This is a genomic window from Pseudomaricurvus sp. ABR4_320, from assembly GCF_056159445.1.
Window position 1 is genome coordinate 33,271 of the sequence record NZ_JBSWVF010000001.1, and the last position, 18,154, is coordinate 51,424.

The window sequence follows — 18,154 nt, forward strand, 5'->3', positions numbered from 1 at the left end:
TTATTTTATGATATCTTTTATCGATTGACTCTTCATACCTTTTTAAGGTTGGCATTTGAATGATTTGCACGTCATACGGAGAGCATTTTGGAAAGCAAGCTGGCCAGATGCCTCATGGGATAGCGTTTAAAAATAAGGAGAATTATCGTTAAAAGGACTTGCATCTAAACCAACATACTTAGACGTCAGGTTTTTTAATGCCAATAGCACTCTGAGAGCAATGATTGGCAATATCTTTTAATGGTTATTTGCGAGTGATCGATTTTACTATCACCTTAACTCATCTATTACAATCCGCAATACAGGCAGCATAGAACGGTTTCTTGGAAAATTAAGTTCGAGATCGAGCCATTCGATACCTTTTCTCCAGTAATGTGGTGAGTTCATTGGTGTCGAGCTCTATACGAATCAATGGTTCATCAACCATTGCGACACCATTCACGTCTTTTGCTAACTTGCAAAGCACTGATGGAGCGTTCGTTTTTAAACACTCTTTTACATCAAGCGTATCTGTCTTTTTTCAAACGAATACTCACACTCGCGCCGGAGTACGCGATTATTTTTAATCTTTGAACCCTATCTAGGTACAGAAAATTGTAAAAGAGCTTTCCTGCTCGCAAAGAAGCTTTATTAGCCTACGGTAAAACTTTGTTTGGATATATTGGTCAATAATGTACGAGGTTTGGAATTCTGGCACTCAATCGGTTTCGATAATTATTCTATAGCCATGGGGCTCGAAAATTAGGACATTAAACATCTGAATGCTCCGAGCGCCCCTCGGCTATCATAGACAGCGCTCTTAAGGATAGATTGATGAAAGACTATTTAATTTTAGATTTTACGATACTAAATATTTCTGAATTTATGGAATATGTTAATAAAATACCCGAACACCTATATAAACATGACGGAAAATATTTGGTTGAAGGGGTAACTCCAACAGTTTTAGAGGGCGATTGGAAGCCCAATAAAATCGTTGTACTGGAATTTAATTCTGCCAAAAACCTGGACAATTTTCTTGAGGATAGTGCTGTTAAAAATCTCTTTACACTTCGACACGGCACGACAAAAAGTAATCTCATCCGAGTAAATGGTGGATCTTGGCGAGATGAAATGTAAATACTTATTTGGCACTGACGAAATAACGGTTTCGCTAATTTGACCAATCCATCTGTTGTCAAAAATGAGTGTGACATTCACCTGTCATCCATTTCTACAGAAAATGTTGGATAGACGCTTTCTTAGAAAAACCTAAATCGACCTAGCCCGAAACAACTCTACACTTCATTAAGTCTCATAATTTCTGGTAAAAATACAACGCCGCTAAAACCCCGTTCGGATACTCTCTGCCTTTCACGAATCGCCACCTGACTTTGGCACAACCGTTCGTGTCACTAAATTCATTAGGAGAGCCCATGAAACGGATATTTCATTACCCTATCCATACTGTACTGCCCCTTGTATTACTGATATTGGCAACTCGGTGCTGGTCAGTCGAATACACCAACTGTGAAGATATCTCCGAGCTGACATCCACTATATCCCCATTACCAAGAGGAGTCGTCGTTACGAAAGATGTCGCCTATGGGGACTCCCCTTATCAAAGTTACGATGTCTACAGGCCACTACTACCGGCAACGAAAGCCAACACTCGTCCCATCATTGTTATGGTTCACGGTGGCCTATGGGGGTACGGCGACAAGAGCGCAGAAAATGTAGTCGCGAACAAAGTTGCCCGCTGGGTGCCAAGAGGTTTCGTTTTTGTGTCAATCAACTACCGCCTGACCCCAGAGGTAAGAGCCGTCGAGCAAGCAGAAGATGTGCTAGATGCTATAGAAGATATCCGCGCCCACGCCGATTTGTATCAAGGCGACCCGGATGCCCTGATACTGATGGGTCACTCGGCGGGAGGTCATTTAGCCCTATTGGCGTCGGCGACACAAAATGCCTACTGGACCAGTACAGGTTTTCGAGCCATTGAGCCCTGGCTCGGCACCATTTCAATCGATACCGCCGCCTACCACGTTCCCGACCGCATGAACCAACTCGTCGACGGCAGCGCAATTTATGAGGCCTATTTGGATGCTTTTACCAGATTTGCTACCTATCAGAGGAGAGCGTCGCCCTTTCATCAACTTGCCCCCTACGGCCCTCCTATTCTAGCGATCTGTTCTACTGTACGGGAAGATCAGCCATGTATTCAAGCACAGGAATATGTCGAAGAAGGCGCCCAACAAGACCGTGAAATTGTTCTACTGCCTTGTAATGCTGGCCATGCAGCGCTGAATATCCTGCTGGGACTAGAGAACTCCTACACACGGGACGTAGAAGCCTTCATGGGAGCGCTAGATCCCAAAGTAGCAAAACGATTGCCACTCGATAAAAAAGGCTATTGAATATCCGCAACTCATCATTGAGGAGAGCAGCAAAGGTAGCAGAAAGAATTAAAAAAATGCTTCCGGTCGCTGCCCTCTTTACTTCACACAGATAATTAACACTGTTGATGACGTGTCAATAGTTTTACTCGGATACATATTCAATTTCATGCCTTTAAAGGAGAATCAGCATGATCGCACCGGCAGATGCGTCACTCACAAGTTCAGAATTCGGTTAGGAATCAGTGCTTCCCAGTGTCTCCGATTGAAGCGATAACAAAATTCATTGATGTATTCCTGCAGATATTTTTTTGGAAACGCCATGGTAAGTAACGAGCAAGAAACGATCGACAGGCTACTTCAGAATGAAAACGCTCTTACCACTCGAAAAAACTGATTTCTTCTCGCTGCATGACACTATCCTGTTATCCGCTTGTGGAACTGGATATTCTACCCATTAAGCTGAGTTACCTATATAGGCATGAAAAACATTTAATTGAAATGATTTTGTAATAACAAGGAAAACTAGCTTCTTTAACTTTATATTTTTAAAGAAATTGGAGTTACAAAATGCGTTACAAAAAAATGGGCTTAGCGCTGGCCGCCTTAGCTTTCTCGGCAGCATCAATGGCTTTTGAACACAATAATAACGACAAATGTAAACAGGCTAAAAGTCGTGATGATGAGACTACCCTGGCTTTTCGTGAATTAACTAAAAGTGCTAGCTGGGAACTGCTCGACAAAATTGAAATGAACGGCTGGCAAACTTTTCATACTCAGGGGCTTTTGAAGATTGGTGACGCCTTTTATGTTTCTGCAGTAGAAATTCTTGAGGGTACCGAAAAATTTGGATCGACCGATGCGTTGTACGACTTTTCTCTAGATCGTACCACTGGGCAGGGTCGTGCATGGGTTTTCAAGTTTGATATCAACGGCAACATACTCGGTCAGGTTGAATTGTCCGACGGTGATGTTTTTCACCCAGGCGGAATGGACTTTGATGGAGAAAGTATCTGGGTACCAGTGGCTGAGTATCGTCCCAATAGTGCCAGTAACGTATTTCGTTTAGATCCAGAGACACTTCAAGCTGAATTGGTGTTTTCTGAAAACGATCACATTGGTGGTGTGGTTTATAACCAGGCCAAAAAGACGGTTCACGGTGTTAGCTGGGGATCACGCCGTTTATACACCTGGAAAATCCGTGGCAACCATCTTAAAAGTGAATGGGAAGCCAATACTCAGCACTCTATCGATTATCAGGATTGCCATTACGCCGGTGTGTCTTACATGCTTTGCGGCGGTTTGAATAAATACGATACACCGCTGGGTAAAGTGGCTTTTGGCGGATTAGAGTTAGTCGACTTGACAACCAATCGACCTGAGCATCAAGTACCGGTCACTGATTATATCGATGAGGGTGATGGCCTTGATCCTGAGTTGATCGTTTCGAATAATGCCTTCTGGGCAGAACCTACCGAAACCGGCATGCAAGTCTATTTTATGACTGAGCGTGATAATCAGGCTGAGCTGCTGATTTACCAAGTCACTCCTTGGCAAAAATAAACCGTTTTAAATAAAGACCGGACGTATTGCTCCGGTCTTCACTTCTCATTGAGGCGAACTTCACATTAATGTCCCAGTCCCAACCCTAGATGCACTCCGCTTTCACTGCCTTAAGCGGTTTTGAAAAGTAATCTAGGAGGTACTCAGTATGCGTGGAATCCGCATGGCCTTAGTTATACCGCAGTTATCTTTCGTTAGCCTATTTGCTTTAGCTCAAGGTAATAATCATAAGGCGTCTATCGATTGGGAGCAGCGCACTCACGAATTGTTGCAGATTCACCAGCGACGATCTCGACAATTGCACCAACTGGATTTATTACGTAGCCTTTCCATATGTTCGCTCGTAGTGAGCGAGCAAGGAAGGCGACGGAAGCTGGTCACTCTACGACACCTTCTTCGTACTGCTGTCCGGCACTAAACCACTTATTATGATCTGCAGCAGGCACCAAAGAGCCTCCCGTTGCCCACACCACATGGACCGCATTTTCTAGATGATCAGCTAGCCCATGCTCAGCAAGATAAGCCTTTCCTTGTGGCGACTCCAGCAATCGTCTCGGGCCCGATAGCCCTGCCGCTGCCGAAGGTTCCAACTGCTGCTTACCCAATTTGGCCATGCGATAAAGATCTGTGAGCATTTCTTGATCATCTAAGGTAAAGATACCCGATAATCTATGGCGCATCATGGTGGACGCAAGTCGAGACGCCCTGCCAACCGCTAGGCCATCGGCTTCAGACCTATCATTGATTCCATAATCGCTAATGTCCGGATGAACATCCCGCGGTGTGGACATTTCAATCATCATGCACGGATAAGCCACGGGCTCCACGAAAAAACAATGTACCGAGTCCCCGAAGATCTGCTTTAATCCATAGGCTATTCCCGCTGGAGCGCCACCAATACCACAGGGGATATACACAAATAGAGGCTGAGTCGCACCAATGTCATATCCCAGCGCCTTGAGCTGGATGGCTAATTCAGGACCCGCCGCACTGTAACCTAAAAATAACCGGGTGGAGCGCTCATCATCGACAAAATAAGATACGGGATTACTATCATGTGCTTCTTGTGCGGCCACTAAACCACTCGTGTAGTCGCCGGCAACCTGATGAACGTTAACGCCAAGGCCTTTCAAATACGCCACTTTCCAAGCTTTCGCCTCCCGCGAGACAAATACGTCAACCTGAAACCCTAGCGCGCGGCTTATAAGTGCGACACTTACACCGAGGTTGCCGGTACTGGCGACACGTATTGTGTGACTACCCAATAAATGCTTGATATCGGGTTTCGTGAGGCTTGTGATTGGATCCTTTTCCATCATCGCGCCACTAGCTTTGGCTAGATCTATGGCGTGCGAAACGACTTCGAAAAAGCCACCTCTCGCCTTAATGGATCCAGCAATCGGAAGCCGATGATCGTGTTTTAGAAGAGCGTGATAAACATCGCACTCGGCAATGGAATAACCAATGGGCTTCAACAGTGAATCTATTCGAGTGCCGGTACCCAATGCAGGAAAGACATCGCAAAATAAGGGCTGCATCTCAGCCCAGCACCGACAAGCTTTCTTGAAATCCCGCTCAGTTATCGGTTCTCTGCCATGCTCAGAAAGAGAGTTCTCCGTGCAGACGTCCGGATTGATCCAAATGCTTGGAATTCGATTCCGCACTGCCTGATCCAAATCCATTGCTCACTCCACTCGATACGTCAAACCGCCTAATCTAACACAAATAGCCATGTGACGTTGCCACCTGAAACAATGCTCCACTAATTAACATAAGCCGTATTTACTGTTGATTCTCATCTGGTAAAGCAACAGTATCTTTGGGAACTAAACATCACAAAACTTAAGCGACCACATCCGCTGACAACAAGAATCGCAATTAAACTGAAGAATCGTACCTATTGGCTATGACCTTACTGGAACTGCTTGCCACAGTGCCTAAACCACAGAAACGGTACATAGAGTCATCCCAAGGCTTTAAGGAAAAAAATATGCCAGACCGCAGTTTAAATACACGAATACCCACGTACAAGAAAGCACTTGCCGACGGTCAACTCCAACAAACCTACCAGCGCCTCGTAGGCATTGTTCAAAGCCTAAGAAGCGACTGTCTCAAACGGTATAAGGGGCAGTATTCTGTCGCGAATATTCTTCATGGGTATCTGGACGTCACTTACTTCTATCTGCAAGACAACTATCTGAAAGAGAACAAACTCAAATTGGCCATTGTCTTCAATCACCCACTTGCTCGGTTTGAGTTATGGCTACTTGGGCAAACAAAGGACATTCAGATCCATTATTGGGAGGCGCTAAAGGATGTTGAATGGGTCGACAGTAAGTCGATGCCAGAATATTCAATTGCAGAAATCGTTTTGCTTTCAGAGCCAGACTTTGATGCCCCACAGAAGCTGTTTGATTCGATTTACACGGCTTTCGATCGACTCACCGAAGAGATCGTAACCACCCTGAAATCTATAGAGTCACCATAGCTAGCAGCCATCCAGCTCCTGTCGTTGCGATGGGCGCATCGCATAAACAATCCATATTATGCACTGGCAAACCTATTTTTTCGGGATCATAGATTCGCTCTTGTCATGGACCAAGACTTGTCGTCTACTATCCCTAGAATGAGCCTCCCTGCCTTTTTACCATAATATTTTTACGATTTTAGCTGGTTTGGCTCCCCAAATTTGGAACAACCATGAGGACATATTTTGAATTTTTCAGACGAATACTCCGTAGCCTTATGGGGCTTGTTTCTTGTGATTCTGACCTGGTTGATTCAGTGGTTCGTCGCCAGCGGATCAAAGGGATCGCAAACAGGTGCGATACCCGGCAAAATTGACGAGAATCTCAGTCATTCTTCGTTTGTATTTCGAGCTCATCGCACCTTTATGAATTCCATTGAAAACGTTCCTGCGATGTTAGGAACCTCTTTTTTGGCGATATTTTCGGGAGCTAGTGTTTTTTGGACTGGATTACTGATCTGGGTGTTTGCGATATCCCGCATCATACATATGGCGCTGTATTACGCCATTGCGACCGAAGCCAATCCCAGCCCAAGATCCTATTTCTTCCTGATCGGCTTGGCATCCAATATTGGTCTTCTGGGACTCTGCGCGGCGGCTCTTATGTAAAAAGGCTGCCAAATGGTTAGATCTAGGTTATTTTGTTCAAAAAGAAATCAGGCGTTGTCATCAGAAAAGCCGAAGTCTCCGCATTAACGCACCTCAAAGAATACGGATATTCACCATGGATATTGAATTGTTGCTTCTCTTTTCAGCCACCTTTACGTCATTACTTATCCTACCTGGCCCCAACGTTATGTTTGCAATTGGGCAATCGGTAAAATACGGCTTTTGGCAATCAATATATGTTCCTTTTGGATTTATGGCATCGACAGGCATTCAGGCAACCTTGATCTTTTCTGGACTAGGGTTACTGCTTAGACAATATGCCTCTGCTCTGTTATTTCTAAAATGGTTAGGCGTTGGCTATTTAATCTACTTGGCTTACAAAGCGTTTTTCAAAAGACAACAGGCTGTTGAACACGATGGAATACAACTTTCTAAGGCAAAAATGTTTGTAACAGCGATGTTGTTTTCGTTAACCAATATCCTAAGGCACTCCTAGCGAGCACCTTAACCTACCCACTATTTATCAATCCTGCATTACCCTACACACCACAAGTGCTCAGTATTGCCATTTGCGCGATGGTGATTTCATTTTCCATTTACGGCGCCTATGCTTTTTCTGCCGCCGCTATTAAACGTAGAGTCATTCGCAATTCATGGGGCAATAAAATCGTTGGCAGTATGTACCTTGTAGCCGCAGGATCACTGGCGTCAAAATCAACGCCGTAAAGTCAGTTTCATATATGCGATACTCCAAACTTGCTATTCGCCTGACAACAGCCTAATGTCGCCTCAAAGCCCGATAAATCTCATTAAAAATTTTCTAAGAACCGATTAGAAAATCGCGTTTGAGAGGTACAAGGGGTTCATAATTGATCATCAATGAAGCGGAGAGCGTATGCTCGATCACATCGTGTTTGGAGCAACTAACTACGAAATCAGCAAAGCATTCTTTCTCAAGGTTCTACAACCGATCGGTGTTGAAGTCATTTCAGAGGGGCCATTAGGTGTTGAGCTTTGCCGACCAGACAATAACACCTCTCTATGTATTCGCCGGGACGGAACAATAGCAACTCATCTGCATATAGCGTTCACAGCAGAAAACCGACAGCAAGTTGATGATTTCTATAGATTCGCCTTAGCGGCTGGCGGCAGAGACAATGGTGCTCCGGGCTTACGCCCTGAATATAACGAACGCTATTATGCCGCTTTTGTCATTGGGCCGGACGAACATAACATAGAAATGGTCTGCCATAATCCAGAGCCATAAGCCATTTTTGCTATACGATTACTGCTTGTTCGCTAAGCTAAAGTTGTAAGTATCCCTACTGGCGCCTTGGCGGACAAATCGTCACAAAAAAGTGCATTGTGCCAATCCAGTTTCAAACTACAATGCCGCGCATTGGAAAGGCCTTCCCGAAATTAGCTGTCGAACAGCACGCCAACCAAAAACTGAGACAGCTGCCCAAAACCGTACCATGCCAAAAAGGAATGACCATGTCGTTGATCGCTAAAACGCCAAAACCACCCTATTACGCCGTTGTATTTACCTCTCACCGTACAGACGGCGACAACGGATACGGTCAAATGGCAGACAAAATGGTTGAATTAGCATCAAAACAACCAGGATTTCTGGGGGTTGAATCTGCACGGGAGGACGTGGGCATCACTGTGTCTTACTGGGCAGATCTAGATTCGATCAAGCAGTGGAAGGCTAATTCGGAACATCTGGAAGCCCAGCGACTGGGTCATGAGAGATGGTATTCAGCCTTCAAAACACGCATTTGCAAGGTAGAAAGAGACTACGGCCTCGAGTAATCGCCACTCACACTTTCCTTGCCTCGGCCAGCCAGCAAGCTGGCCTCCTCTCATCCAGCAGCGATGTAGTAGCATACTATTACCCAATCAAGCTGCGACTGTGGTTCTATAGGTTATCGAGCACATATCGAATAACCGACCAACCGAGGGATACCTATGAGCAAGGTTTTGATGATTACCGGTGACTTCGTCGAAGACTACGAAAATATGGTGCCATTCCAGACGTTGCTGGCCTGTGGCCATTCCGTCGATGCCGTATGCCCAGACAAAAAAGCGGGCGATACCGTAAAAACCGCGATTCACGATTTTGAAGGCGACCAGACTTATACCGAAAAGCCGGGCCACAATTTTACCCTCAACGCGACCTTCGACAGCATCAATGCCGCTGATTATGATGCGCTCTACATTCCTGGCGGTCGTGCGCCCGAGTATCTACGCCTCGACAAGCGCGTTATCGCTATTGTTCAGGAATTCGTCGCTGCCGATAAACCCATCTGTTCTGTCTGCCACGGCCCACAGCTTTTAGCGGCCGCAGGCGCCTTGGAAGGTAAAAAAGTATCGGCCTATCCCGCCTGCGAACCGGAAATCAAACTGGCTGGAGGCGATTATCAAACCGTCGCTATGGATGAGGCCATCACCGATGGCAAGCTGGTGACGGGCCCGGCGTGGCCTGCGCACCCAGCGCTGATGAGCCAATTTATGGCTTTGCTTTAATGGCACCCCAGAAGGAGGTTTTATAATGTGCGGCCTTTTTATCAACGCTGATCCAACACTCTGGACGAGCAACACCCGCTCCCTTCGGATCGACGGCGTTGTCACCTCGATCCGCATGGAAACCTTCTTCTGGAATATCCTACAGGAGATCGCCTTTCGCGATGCCCTAACCCTCAACCAGTTGATTACCAAACTGTATCTGGAATCTCTGGATGCCGACCACGACATCGGTAATTTCACCTCGTTTCTGCGCGTCTGCTGCGCACGTTATCTGTCCATGGTCGCCGATGGGGATTTACAGCGCGAAGGCGTTCAGCCGCTGGAATCCGTCGATGCCGATCGATTGATTAAGCGCGAAGCAGAGGCAACCACCTCAAGACTGGAGCGGGTTGCGGATCGTAAATTGGGTAGACATTGACCATCGACACGCTGAAACTCACGCATTAAGGTTTAGCGTTCATCAAGTCAATTCTAATTTATGATTGTAATCAACGGCAAAAGAGCGCACACGCGCATTCGACGTATTGCCCTGGCGGCACAAGGCCTACTGCAGGATCAACCGTTCGGTCGCGGAATCGCCGGTGCACAGAAGGCGATTCAACATTTGGGTTATGTGCAAATCGATTCTATTTCGGTTGTAGAACGCGCGCATCATCATGTCCTTTACTCCAGGGTACCTCGCTTCTCGCCAGCCATGATCAACGAGATGCTGTGCGCCGGACACATTTTTGAATACTGGGCCCATGCTGCCGCATTCCTACCTATGGAAGATTTTCGGTATTCGCTGCCCTATAAACAGGCACTCAAATCGGGTCAGACACACTGGTATCGGAATCCCGATCACACGCTAATGAACGAGATTCTAGCGCGCATTAAGTCTGAGGGACCGTTGCGATCGCGGGACTTCGAAGACCGCAGAACAAAAAATTCAGGTTGGTGGGACTGGAAACCCGCGAAGAAGGCAATCGAACAGCTGTATATGCAGGGCGATCTTATGATCTGCGATCGCGACGGCTTTCAAAAGGCTTATGATCTTACCGAACGGGTTATCCCCTCCACGATCGATACCAGTACACCAAGCTCCGAAGAGCAAGCGGACTATTTACTGAATCAGCAATTGCGCAGCGCTGCCTTTGTGACGTTAAAAGGACTTACCTATCTCCGCCGGGTTCCTGGATTGCGAGATGCCATGAAAGCCTTGGTCGCAGACCAATTAGATTCGGGCAAACTTGAACAAATCCTCCTGGAAAACGGCGCTGAGTTTCTTTGCAGGGCGGGCACTCTGGAAAACCCGGTTCCAAAAATGAAAGACCGGGTTAAGATTCTATCCCCATTTGACAACAGTGTTATTCAGCGCGAACGTTTACAGGCATTATTTGAGTTTTCCTACAACCTCGAATGTTATCTTCCCGAAGCCAAACGCCAGTACGGCTATTTTTCCCTGCCACTACTCTACCGAGATACGTTCATTGGACGTATGGATTGCAAAGCGCATCGAAAAGCCACCCAGCTCGAAATCAAACATCTGCATATTGATCCACATTCGTTTGATGAGCAGGCATTATTAAAATGCCTTGCGGAGGCGTTAAGACATTTCGCACGGTTTCAAGGCTGCGACACAACTCTGATCACGAAAACCACACCCAAGTATCTACGAAGAATACTACAAGATTCTATCGATTGACCGCAGTGCAATATTGGCAAAGGATGTTGAATTCTGGGATTATACGGCGCCCAGTTTCTTAGAAACCAAGAGTCAATTACAGCACCAGAAAACCAAAGATTGAGCCACCCTTCTGAATGGAATATTAAGAACTACCCATGGACATCAAAAATTCAACGCCCAAGGATGCGGAGACCATCGCAACCATTATTAGCCAATCCAATCGAGATGTTGCTGAACAATTTAATATCACTATTGACAATTGCCCGAAGCATCCGTCTTTTTGCCAAACATCTTGGGTTAACGCGGATTTTGAGCGTGGGGAGATCTATTTTTTATATCAAGACCAAGGAGCCGCCGTTGGTTGCGTCGCCTTCGAGAGCCCCAGACCCGGCGTCGCCTACTTAAACCGCCTGTCTGTGCTTCCGAACTATCGTCACAATGGCATTGGTGAAAGTCTTGTCCGATATTTTTTCGACTACGCAAAAACGCAGAGCATCCACACCATCAGCATTGGCATTATCGCTAAACATCAGACGCTAAAGAACTGGTATCTGAATCTCGGTTTTTCAGAAGGAGAGATAAAGACCTTCCCCCACCTGCCCTTTGATGTGCAATACATGAGTATCACGATCTAAAGCAGATCGGAGTCAGCAAAAGCTGCCCCTCCCCCTTCTATGGCTGACTATCCAATACCAGGCACACAGTGCGCCGTCTCTAGTCGCTAGATCACCCCAGGATTCACGCCTAGAGCGGCTAGCGTACCTCTCATTAATTACCTACGTTGCCATCGCGGCGTTAATCAGAGGTAGCCACGCAGAAGTCTGCTCGAATTGGCAAATATTCAATGCCATTTTGACAAACTGTGATGCGTTTCAAATATCCCGTAAATCCACGTCCTCATAGATTCCGAGAGCCGTTAAAGTTCGGGAATTATCACCTGTTCAAATGACGCTGCATGAAAGCCGCGTCATTCTTTTACCACGATTCCTATGGTTCTCCATGCTGGACAAGGACACGTCAATGAAGAAATTCCTAATTACAACCCTGTTAGCGCTCTCCCCTATCACTGTTTCAGCCGATGCTCGAGAGGATACCATCGAACAGTTGATGGAAGCACAAGGCTTGCTTTCGATGTTTGAGAATCAACTCGAAATGAACAAAGTACACGGTGAAAAAATTGGCCAGCAAATGCTACAGCAGCTTATGGGGCAGCTAAAGCCCAGCCCCGAATATCAGAAGAAATTCACGGATGCATTTACAAACTTTTTAAATGACGTCTCCGCCCCGTGGGGAGCTGATGAAATCGTTAAGGTTTGGAGCCAATACTACGGCGAGCATTTTACGGATGAAGAGCTGAAATCCCTATTAACCTTTTATACCTCAGAGCTTGGCCAGAAAGAGGTTCGGGCTAACGGTGATGCATTACAAAAATTCACGATCCATTTTCAAAAGCTTGGGGAGCCGATTCTACAAGAGACAACTCAGGCCTATATCGACGAACTTAAGCTCATTGCAAAAGAATGCAATTGCAGAAGATGACGTCGAGTTGAATGTAAAACCTTGCAACGCCCCAACTGCCATCACAACAGCTTACCGATTTATCGCATTCTGATCGGTCGCAGTGGTCAACCAGAGACGAACCTTTTATGAAGAAACATCTGCTACCGCTTTTACTTTTGATAGCACCGATGAGCGTCCACGCCTCTTCACTAGAAGAACTTATGGTTTACCCGAGCGAGTATGTTGGCAGCCAGCCAGTGATAAACCACGCAAACCGCTGGTGGCAATGGACAGTGACCATGCCAGACGAAATCAGCCCCGTTAGAGATTTGACGGGAGAGCATTGCAACGTTAATCAGGAGGGTGAAGTTTGGTATCTGGCAGGAGGTTATGGCAGCTCAACCATAAAACGTTCCTGTACCCTACCGGCAGGCAAGCATGTGTTCTTCCCGATTATTAACATGGCGTACTGGCCCAGATTCCCTGGCTCTCTGACCTGTGAAAGAGCCAAAAAACTCGCGACACTCAATAACGATAAGCTATTGTCGATCGAGGTTCAGCTTGATGACATCATCGCCTGGAACCCGGCGAATACACGAATATCCTCTGAAGACTGTTTTGACCTTCTCGGCCTTATTCCCCGTGAAGCGCAACCGCCAAAAGTCTTTCCAGCAGCCTCCGACGGCTATTGGGTAATGTTAAAGCCGCTCGCGAAGGGAACACATACCTTAAAGTTCAGAGCAGCCTACGATAGCGAACGCGGACCTTTCCGAGATATGGTCCAGGATATAGAGTACGAATTGATTATCGAATAATACTCCGTGGCCGCAAAATTTAAAGTGTGACACCCCGCACACAGCAGTCATTTCTAGCCCGTCCTGCTGCCTTAACGCTATAGTTAACGGGAAAGCCTACGAGAAGGCATGAGTCAGATTTTTGCAGGTTAAACACCGTGAACAAAGCTCCAGATAACGACCCATACGACTACCAGCCTCGCCGCGTTGATAAAGATGAAAGCCAGGAGTTTCGACTGGGTGAAGGCCGCATCAGTGGGTTTTTATCGGTCACGCTCGGGGTGCTGAGTTTGCTGGCGGTGTTTGCCTACCTCTATCCTTCCTATCTGACTACCGCAGACCTGCGAGCAGCGTACGATGCCAAGCAACTACAGCTGGTCTTGAAGTACGCGATGTACTTTTCGCTGATGTTTGGTGTTTTGACGTTGGTTTTAAATAAGGCGAAATACAAGTTATTGGGTTTAGTTGGCTCAGGCTTCACACTCTTGGGATTTGCCTTAGGCGGCTATTCGATCCCCATTGGCAACGTGGAGCCGCGTGAACTCTCCCTCGGAGTGGACTGGTTGATTCTAGCGTTCTTGCTGTCGACCGGCGTTTTCATGGTGCTTGAAAAAATGTTTCCGAAGTATCGTGATCAACTCATCATGCGCCCTGAATGGAGCGTCGATCTCTATTATTTCTGTTTTAACCATCTAGCCATATCCGCCATCCTCATTTTCGCCAACTACCACAGCAGCCATTTTAGCTGGGCAGTAAGCCCTTCGGTACAGGCGTTTATTCAGTCCTTACCAACAACTTTGCAAGTGGTATTGATGATTCTCTGTGCGGATTTTGTACTCTACTGGGAACACCGGCTCTACCACGAATGCAAACCGCTTTGGCCCATCCACGCGGTTCACCATTCTGTTGAAAACCTCGATTGGCTGGCCGGTTCACGGGGACACTTTATTCAGGTGTTCTCCGAGCGGGCGATGGTGATGATCCCGTTATATTTACTCGGTGCTGACACCCTGGCGTTAAACATCTACGTCACCTTTGCAGCTCTGCAGGCGATTTTGATCCACTGTAATGTGTCGCTTCCGTTTGGGCCGCTCAAGTATGTGTTTGTCACACCGCAATTTCATCATTGGCACCACAGTTCAGAGGCGCCAGCGATTGACACCAATTACTCGGCCCATACCGTCCTGTTTGACCGACTTTTCAACACCTATCATATGCCGGGAGACCATTGGCCGGCACATTATGGGACAACCGTCCCTCTGCCGCGAAGCGTTGTTGGCCAGACCCTCTACCCGTTTACTAGCGTGATAAAATCCCCGAAGGACCAACCCACGAACAAGACGACGCAATGAAACCAATTTATCTAAGGCTGATGGATCGCGAAGAACGCCCTCAGCAAAATGATCAGGCGCTTGCTGAGGTGAAGCAACAGGTCGAAGCCGTTGTCCCCATTTACTGGACGCAACCTCTCAGTCTGCACCCCAAAGGAGGTTATATCGTGCTGGGCGAGATCCCCGATGGAACAAGTCTCGAAAAGATCATCACAGAATTACATGAGACGGGCTTGATCGCCGTGATTTGAAGAAACAATCTGTTGATTTTCTGTCTAGGTTGTTTCTGCACCGGAAACGAAAATCTATATCTAATTCAGCTACTGAACTAACAGCACCGTTAAGGCTCTACCCCAACACCACCAAGATAATCGCCATTGCTGTAAACACTGACCCCCAGACAGTTGTCATCCAAGACGCACTTACCGGTTTCCAACTGTAGAAACTGACTTTCTTCCACCAAGCGATTTGTGAACGACCAGGATTGTTGCATGGTATTCAACGACGAATTCATCGCGCTTTGAAAGGCTTTCATCACCTGTTGATTGGCCTGTATGCGATGATAGGCCACATAGTCTGCAGACACCGGCGCTAGGGTCTTGTCGATATCGCCGTCAGTTTCATCAAATATCTCTGCCATTTTTTTAGCTTGGGTTGCGCGATCGTCATCACCATACATATTGAACCAGAGATTCAGCGTATTTTTTCTCAGGTCAACAAAAGCAGGAACCGGATGCGTTCCCTCTTCCACAAATTCGATCACGAATTCTTTCGCTTGTTTTTTCACCGTATTGTTCACCTTAGGTGTCTCACCAACCATGCTGGCAACAATCTCGTACATCACCAATTGAAAGTTGACGAAACTCTGTGTTGCAATCACCGGCTCATCTGTACGATGAGCGAAGACAGGATTATGTCGAGCCACGACCTCTAAAAATAAGGCTTTACCCTTCAGATCAGCACGGCTTAACTGATTGTAAAACACACCGTAGGTTCTCTCGCGCCACTGAACCATTCCGAACAAGTCACCATGAAGTGAATAAGATTGTCCCAGCGCCAGAGACAAAGCCTCTCGATAGGCCAGAAGTGCCTCAGGCGATTCGTTAAAAGCGTCGAGTAACCACTCGCGTATATCCTGTCGATCATCGTCAGACAGAGGCTCGACCGCCAGTAGTGCGGCCAGATCCAACCACATGTTCTCGTCCTGTCGTAACAACAGATTATCGCCGTGATCATCGAGCACAAAGTCCACTTTAGCCGACTCTGGAATCGCAATCCTTGACGTTTTATCGGCGTAAAATACAGGGTCTTTTGCTTGATACAGGTCTTTAAACGACGTCAGTGGATTTAGACTTTTATTTTCTTTTAGGTAGAAGTCAAACACATTGTATAGAGCAATCCGGAAGGATTCTGCTTGCGCGTCCGACAAGCCGTCGTCAATTCTATCTGCGATTTTTGCGAAAAAAATCCGACTCTTAACCCAGAGGTCTGGCGCAAGCTCATAATCTTTAGCCAGCCATTTGCCAATGGTCTCTTTGTCAGTATCACTAAGTTGATCACGGGCAATAAAATTGGTTACACGATACAGATCATCAATATAGCTTTGATGTAGCCGACTCTCCCCTAAGTCCACAATAACCGGAGAGGAATCCTGCTTGAACGCTTCAGCTTCATTGACGTAAAGCGCCCCTTGGGACAAAAACGCACGACGCAGATTGTAATCGTCGCTTAAGGCGGTTTGCCCATTGGAGGAAGGCTCGGAGCCACAGCCAACGAACAAAAATACACACAGGCAGGCAATGGCTAAAAGAAGTCGATGTTTCATAGTATCTTCATTGATGGTCGAAAAACCCATTCCATGGTGACATGCGAAATTGCGATGCGGCAGCACGTTTTTCTTATGGTGCACTGCTGTTGCCGCTCCCCCGATGAATGACCCGCTTAGGCGCCAATCTCTATAGACGAGGTGGATGATTGAAGAAAATTATCCTGACAGGTTTAAGAACTGTCAAGACAGTTTCAACCATAGACCGGGGCTGATGCCCCTGCTCCCGCTTCGAACGCTCATAGAAATCCATAAAGCGCCCATCAATTAGACGGACAATAATGCGGCTATTCGTAGCATGTAACTTTTTGTGCGGTGCCGCGTAATTGGTTGCGACGAAAGAGACGAGCGATGTCGCTAAGGAAAACAACGGCAACGCCAGCCATCGACTTTCGTTAATCTGGTTGTCTTTCAGACAACCTTCGCCCCTTTTTCACATGCGGAGTACACATGCAGCGTTTTAAACAAGGACTTATGCTTTACCCTGTTTTAATCTCCTTCGGGATGAGCCTGTCAAACCAGAGCTGGTCCCAACAGCGGGAATTCTATGGACAATATTATTCACAAACCGTTTATGCCGGTGAAATCAGAGGCTCTGGCGTAAACAATGCCGTTCTTAGGGATATCGATTTAATACGAGGCAACAACGAAGATGAGGCGATTTTCAGTGAAGTCAGCAACGATACCTCTGATCCATTGCAGCTGTTTGACGGCTATCTGGTGTATGACACGGTCAACTTTCGGGTATCGCGTGTAGATGGCGAAGCGTCAGCTACCGTCTTCTTCAACGACGGCACCACACTCTATGATGTCAACGCCATTTTCGATCAATTTATCAGTTACGGTGTAACAACGGCTCGCTATTTGCTCGATCAAAACGCACTACAAGCCGCTGGCAAGCGCCTCTCTGATATTGTCGATATCGCCTTCAATGAACGGGTGGACCACGACCTAAATTATTCAGATTTTGGCTTTACCAGCTCGCCTCCTAGCGACGGTAATTCTGACGATTCCGGCACTCAACCCCCACCTCCCAACGACTCCAATCTAATTATCGGAACCGATGGCAGGGACGATCTCCGGGGCGGTAATGGCGACGAGATTATACGAGGTCTGGGCGGTGAAAGAGATGTACTCGCTGGCGGTGGAGGGCAAGACACCTTTGTTTTTGGAGCAGAAGCCGGTAACGGGTTGAAAGATAAAGACATCATTGTCGACTTTGATGTCATTGACGACACGGTTGTTTTGGAAAATGGCGCGCAGATCGCCTCGTCGCGCATCAATAACGGCACGCTTGTTTTACGCCTCAAGGGCAGTGATCGAGACATTATCCGCCTGCGCGGCATTGACTACAACATCAGCGCCATCAACCTTCTTCAGATTGACGGAGAATTTGAGTAAGCTCTACGATTAGCACGTGCAATTTCCTGGGAAC

Annotated in this window: 19 protein-coding genes and 1 pseudogene; 17 read left to right on the plus strand and 3 right to left on the minus strand. The window is 46.8% G+C overall.

What is annotated here, in order from left to right:
• Nucleotides 1-813: 813 nt before the first annotated feature.
• Together ACXAFR_RS00110 and ACXAFR_RS00115 are read left to right on the plus strand one after the other, a co-directional pair.
• Complete coding sequence (locus ACXAFR_RS00110) at nucleotides 814-1,119, plus strand: DUF1330 domain-containing protein (protein ID WP_475170268.1); 306 nt, start codon at nucleotides 814-816, stop codon at nucleotides 1,117-1,119.
• 296 nt (nucleotides 1,120-1,415) lie between these two features.
• The gene (locus tag ACXAFR_RS00115; RefSeq protein WP_475170271.1) at nucleotides 1,416-2,396 is read left to right on the plus strand and encodes an alpha/beta fold hydrolase; all 981 of its coding nucleotides are present in this window, start codon (nucleotides 1,416-1,418) and stop codon (nucleotides 2,394-2,396) included.
• 195 nt (nucleotides 2,397-2,591) lie between these two features.
• Here the strand turns inward: ACXAFR_RS00115 and ACXAFR_RS00120 are convergent.
• Nucleotides 2,592-2,718: pseudogene (locus tag ACXAFR_RS00120) on the minus strand (transposase); the annotation flags it as partial.
• Nucleotides 2,719-2,945: 227 nt separating this feature from the next.
• Here ACXAFR_RS00120 and ACXAFR_RS00125 point away from each other — a divergent pair.
• Nucleotides 2,946-3,938: a DUF6454 family protein gene (locus ACXAFR_RS00125; RefSeq protein WP_475170273.1), complete on the plus strand. Its 993-nt coding sequence runs from the start codon at nucleotides 2,946-2,948 to the stop codon at nucleotides 3,936-3,938.
• 377 nt (nucleotides 3,939-4,315) lie between these two features.
• On the opposite strand, the gene ACXAFR_RS00130 is transcribed toward ACXAFR_RS00125, so the two are convergent.
• The gene (locus ACXAFR_RS00130) at nucleotides 4,316-5,620 is read right to left on the minus strand and encodes a D-serine ammonia-lyase (RefSeq protein ID WP_475170275.1); all 1,305 of its coding nucleotides are present in this window, start codon (nucleotides 5,618-5,620) and stop codon (nucleotides 4,316-4,318) included.
• 308 nt (nucleotides 5,621-5,928) lie between these two features.
• Between ACXAFR_RS00130 and ACXAFR_RS00135 the strand changes: the two genes are divergently transcribed.
• The 13 genes from ACXAFR_RS00135 to ACXAFR_RS00195 all read left to right on the plus strand — a co-directional run bounded on the left by ACXAFR_RS00135 (nucleotide 5,929) and on the right by ACXAFR_RS00195 (nucleotide 15,145).
• Complete coding sequence (locus tag ACXAFR_RS00135) at nucleotides 5,929-6,426, plus strand: DUF7000 family protein (RefSeq protein WP_475170277.1); 498 nt, start codon at nucleotides 5,929-5,931, stop codon at nucleotides 6,424-6,426.
• 225 nt (nucleotides 6,427-6,651) lie between these two features.
• Nucleotides 6,652-7,074, plus strand: a complete 423-nt coding sequence (locus ACXAFR_RS00140; RefSeq protein WP_475170279.1) for an MAPEG family protein — start codon at nucleotides 6,652-6,654, stop codon at nucleotides 7,072-7,074.
• Nucleotides 7,075-7,189: 115 nt separating this feature from the next.
• Nucleotides 7,190-7,570: a LysE family translocator gene (locus ACXAFR_RS00145; protein ID WP_475170281.1), complete on the plus strand. Its 381-nt coding sequence runs from the start codon at nucleotides 7,190-7,192 to the stop codon at nucleotides 7,568-7,570.
• Between the two features lie 399 nt (nucleotides 7,571-7,969).
• Complete coding sequence (locus tag ACXAFR_RS00150; RefSeq protein WP_475170284.1) at nucleotides 7,970-8,341, plus strand: VOC family protein; 372 nt, start codon at nucleotides 7,970-7,972, stop codon at nucleotides 8,339-8,341.
• 227 nt (nucleotides 8,342-8,568) lie between these two features.
• Nucleotides 8,569-8,889: an antibiotic biosynthesis monooxygenase family protein gene (locus ACXAFR_RS00155; protein WP_475170286.1), complete on the plus strand. Its 321-nt coding sequence runs from the start codon at nucleotides 8,569-8,571 to the stop codon at nucleotides 8,887-8,889.
• Between the two features lie 156 nt (nucleotides 8,890-9,045).
• Nucleotides 9,046-9,603, plus strand: a complete 558-nt coding sequence (locus ACXAFR_RS00160) for a DJ-1/PfpI family protein (protein ID WP_475170287.1) — start codon at nucleotides 9,046-9,048, stop codon at nucleotides 9,601-9,603.
• A 25-nt stretch (nucleotides 9,604-9,628) separates the two neighbouring features.
• Entirely contained in the window at nucleotides 9,629-10,021 is a 393-nt protein-coding gene (locus ACXAFR_RS00165) for a ribbon-helix-helix domain-containing protein (protein WP_475170290.1), read from the plus strand.
• Nucleotides 10,022-10,081: 60 nt separating this feature from the next.
• Nucleotides 10,082-11,287 carry a winged helix-turn-helix domain-containing protein gene (locus ACXAFR_RS00170; RefSeq protein WP_475170297.1) on the plus strand — a complete coding sequence of 402 codons (1,206 nt, stop codon included), beginning with the start codon at nucleotides 10,082-10,084 and terminating at the stop codon, nucleotides 11,285-11,287.
• A 137-nt stretch (nucleotides 11,288-11,424) separates the two neighbouring features.
• Nucleotides 11,425-11,904: a GNAT family N-acetyltransferase gene (locus tag ACXAFR_RS00175; RefSeq protein WP_475170299.1), complete on the plus strand. Its 480-nt coding sequence runs from the start codon at nucleotides 11,425-11,427 to the stop codon at nucleotides 11,902-11,904.
• Nucleotides 11,905-12,289: 385 nt separating this feature from the next.
• Complete coding sequence (locus ACXAFR_RS00180) at nucleotides 12,290-12,808, plus strand: DUF2059 domain-containing protein (protein WP_475170300.1); 519 nt, start codon at nucleotides 12,290-12,292, stop codon at nucleotides 12,806-12,808.
• Between the two features lie 107 nt (nucleotides 12,809-12,915).
• Nucleotides 12,916-13,584 (plus strand): hypothetical protein, encoded by a 669-nt coding sequence (locus tag ACXAFR_RS00185; protein ID WP_475170305.1) that lies wholly within the window; start codon nucleotides 12,916-12,918, stop codon nucleotides 13,582-13,584.
• 137 nt (nucleotides 13,585-13,721) lie between these two features.
• Nucleotides 13,722-14,915: a sterol desaturase family protein gene (locus ACXAFR_RS00190; protein WP_475170311.1), complete on the plus strand. Its 1,194-nt coding sequence runs from the start codon at nucleotides 13,722-13,724 to the stop codon at nucleotides 14,913-14,915.
• Nucleotides 14,912-15,145, plus strand: coding sequence for a hypothetical protein (locus tag ACXAFR_RS00195; protein ID WP_475170315.1), 234 nt, complete (start codon nucleotides 14,912-14,914; stop codon nucleotides 15,143-15,145). Before ACXAFR_RS00190 ends, ACXAFR_RS00195 begins: the two co-directional genes overlap by 4 nt.
• Before the next feature lie 89 nt (nucleotides 15,146-15,234).
• Here ACXAFR_RS00195 and ACXAFR_RS00200 read toward each other — a convergent pair whose 3' ends face one another.
• A complete protein-coding gene (locus ACXAFR_RS00200; protein ID WP_475170317.1) occupies nucleotides 15,235-16,719 on the minus strand; it encodes a hypothetical protein in 1,485 nt (494 codons plus the stop codon).
• 450 nt (nucleotides 16,720-17,169) lie between these two features.
• Here ACXAFR_RS00200 and ACXAFR_RS00205 point away from each other — a divergent pair, with 450 nt between their 5' ends.
• Nucleotides 17,170-18,120 (plus strand): hypothetical protein, encoded by a 951-nt coding sequence (locus ACXAFR_RS00205; protein WP_475170323.1) that lies wholly within the window; start codon nucleotides 17,170-17,172, stop codon nucleotides 18,118-18,120.
• The last annotated feature ends 34 nt before the right edge of the window (nucleotides 18,121-18,154 follow it).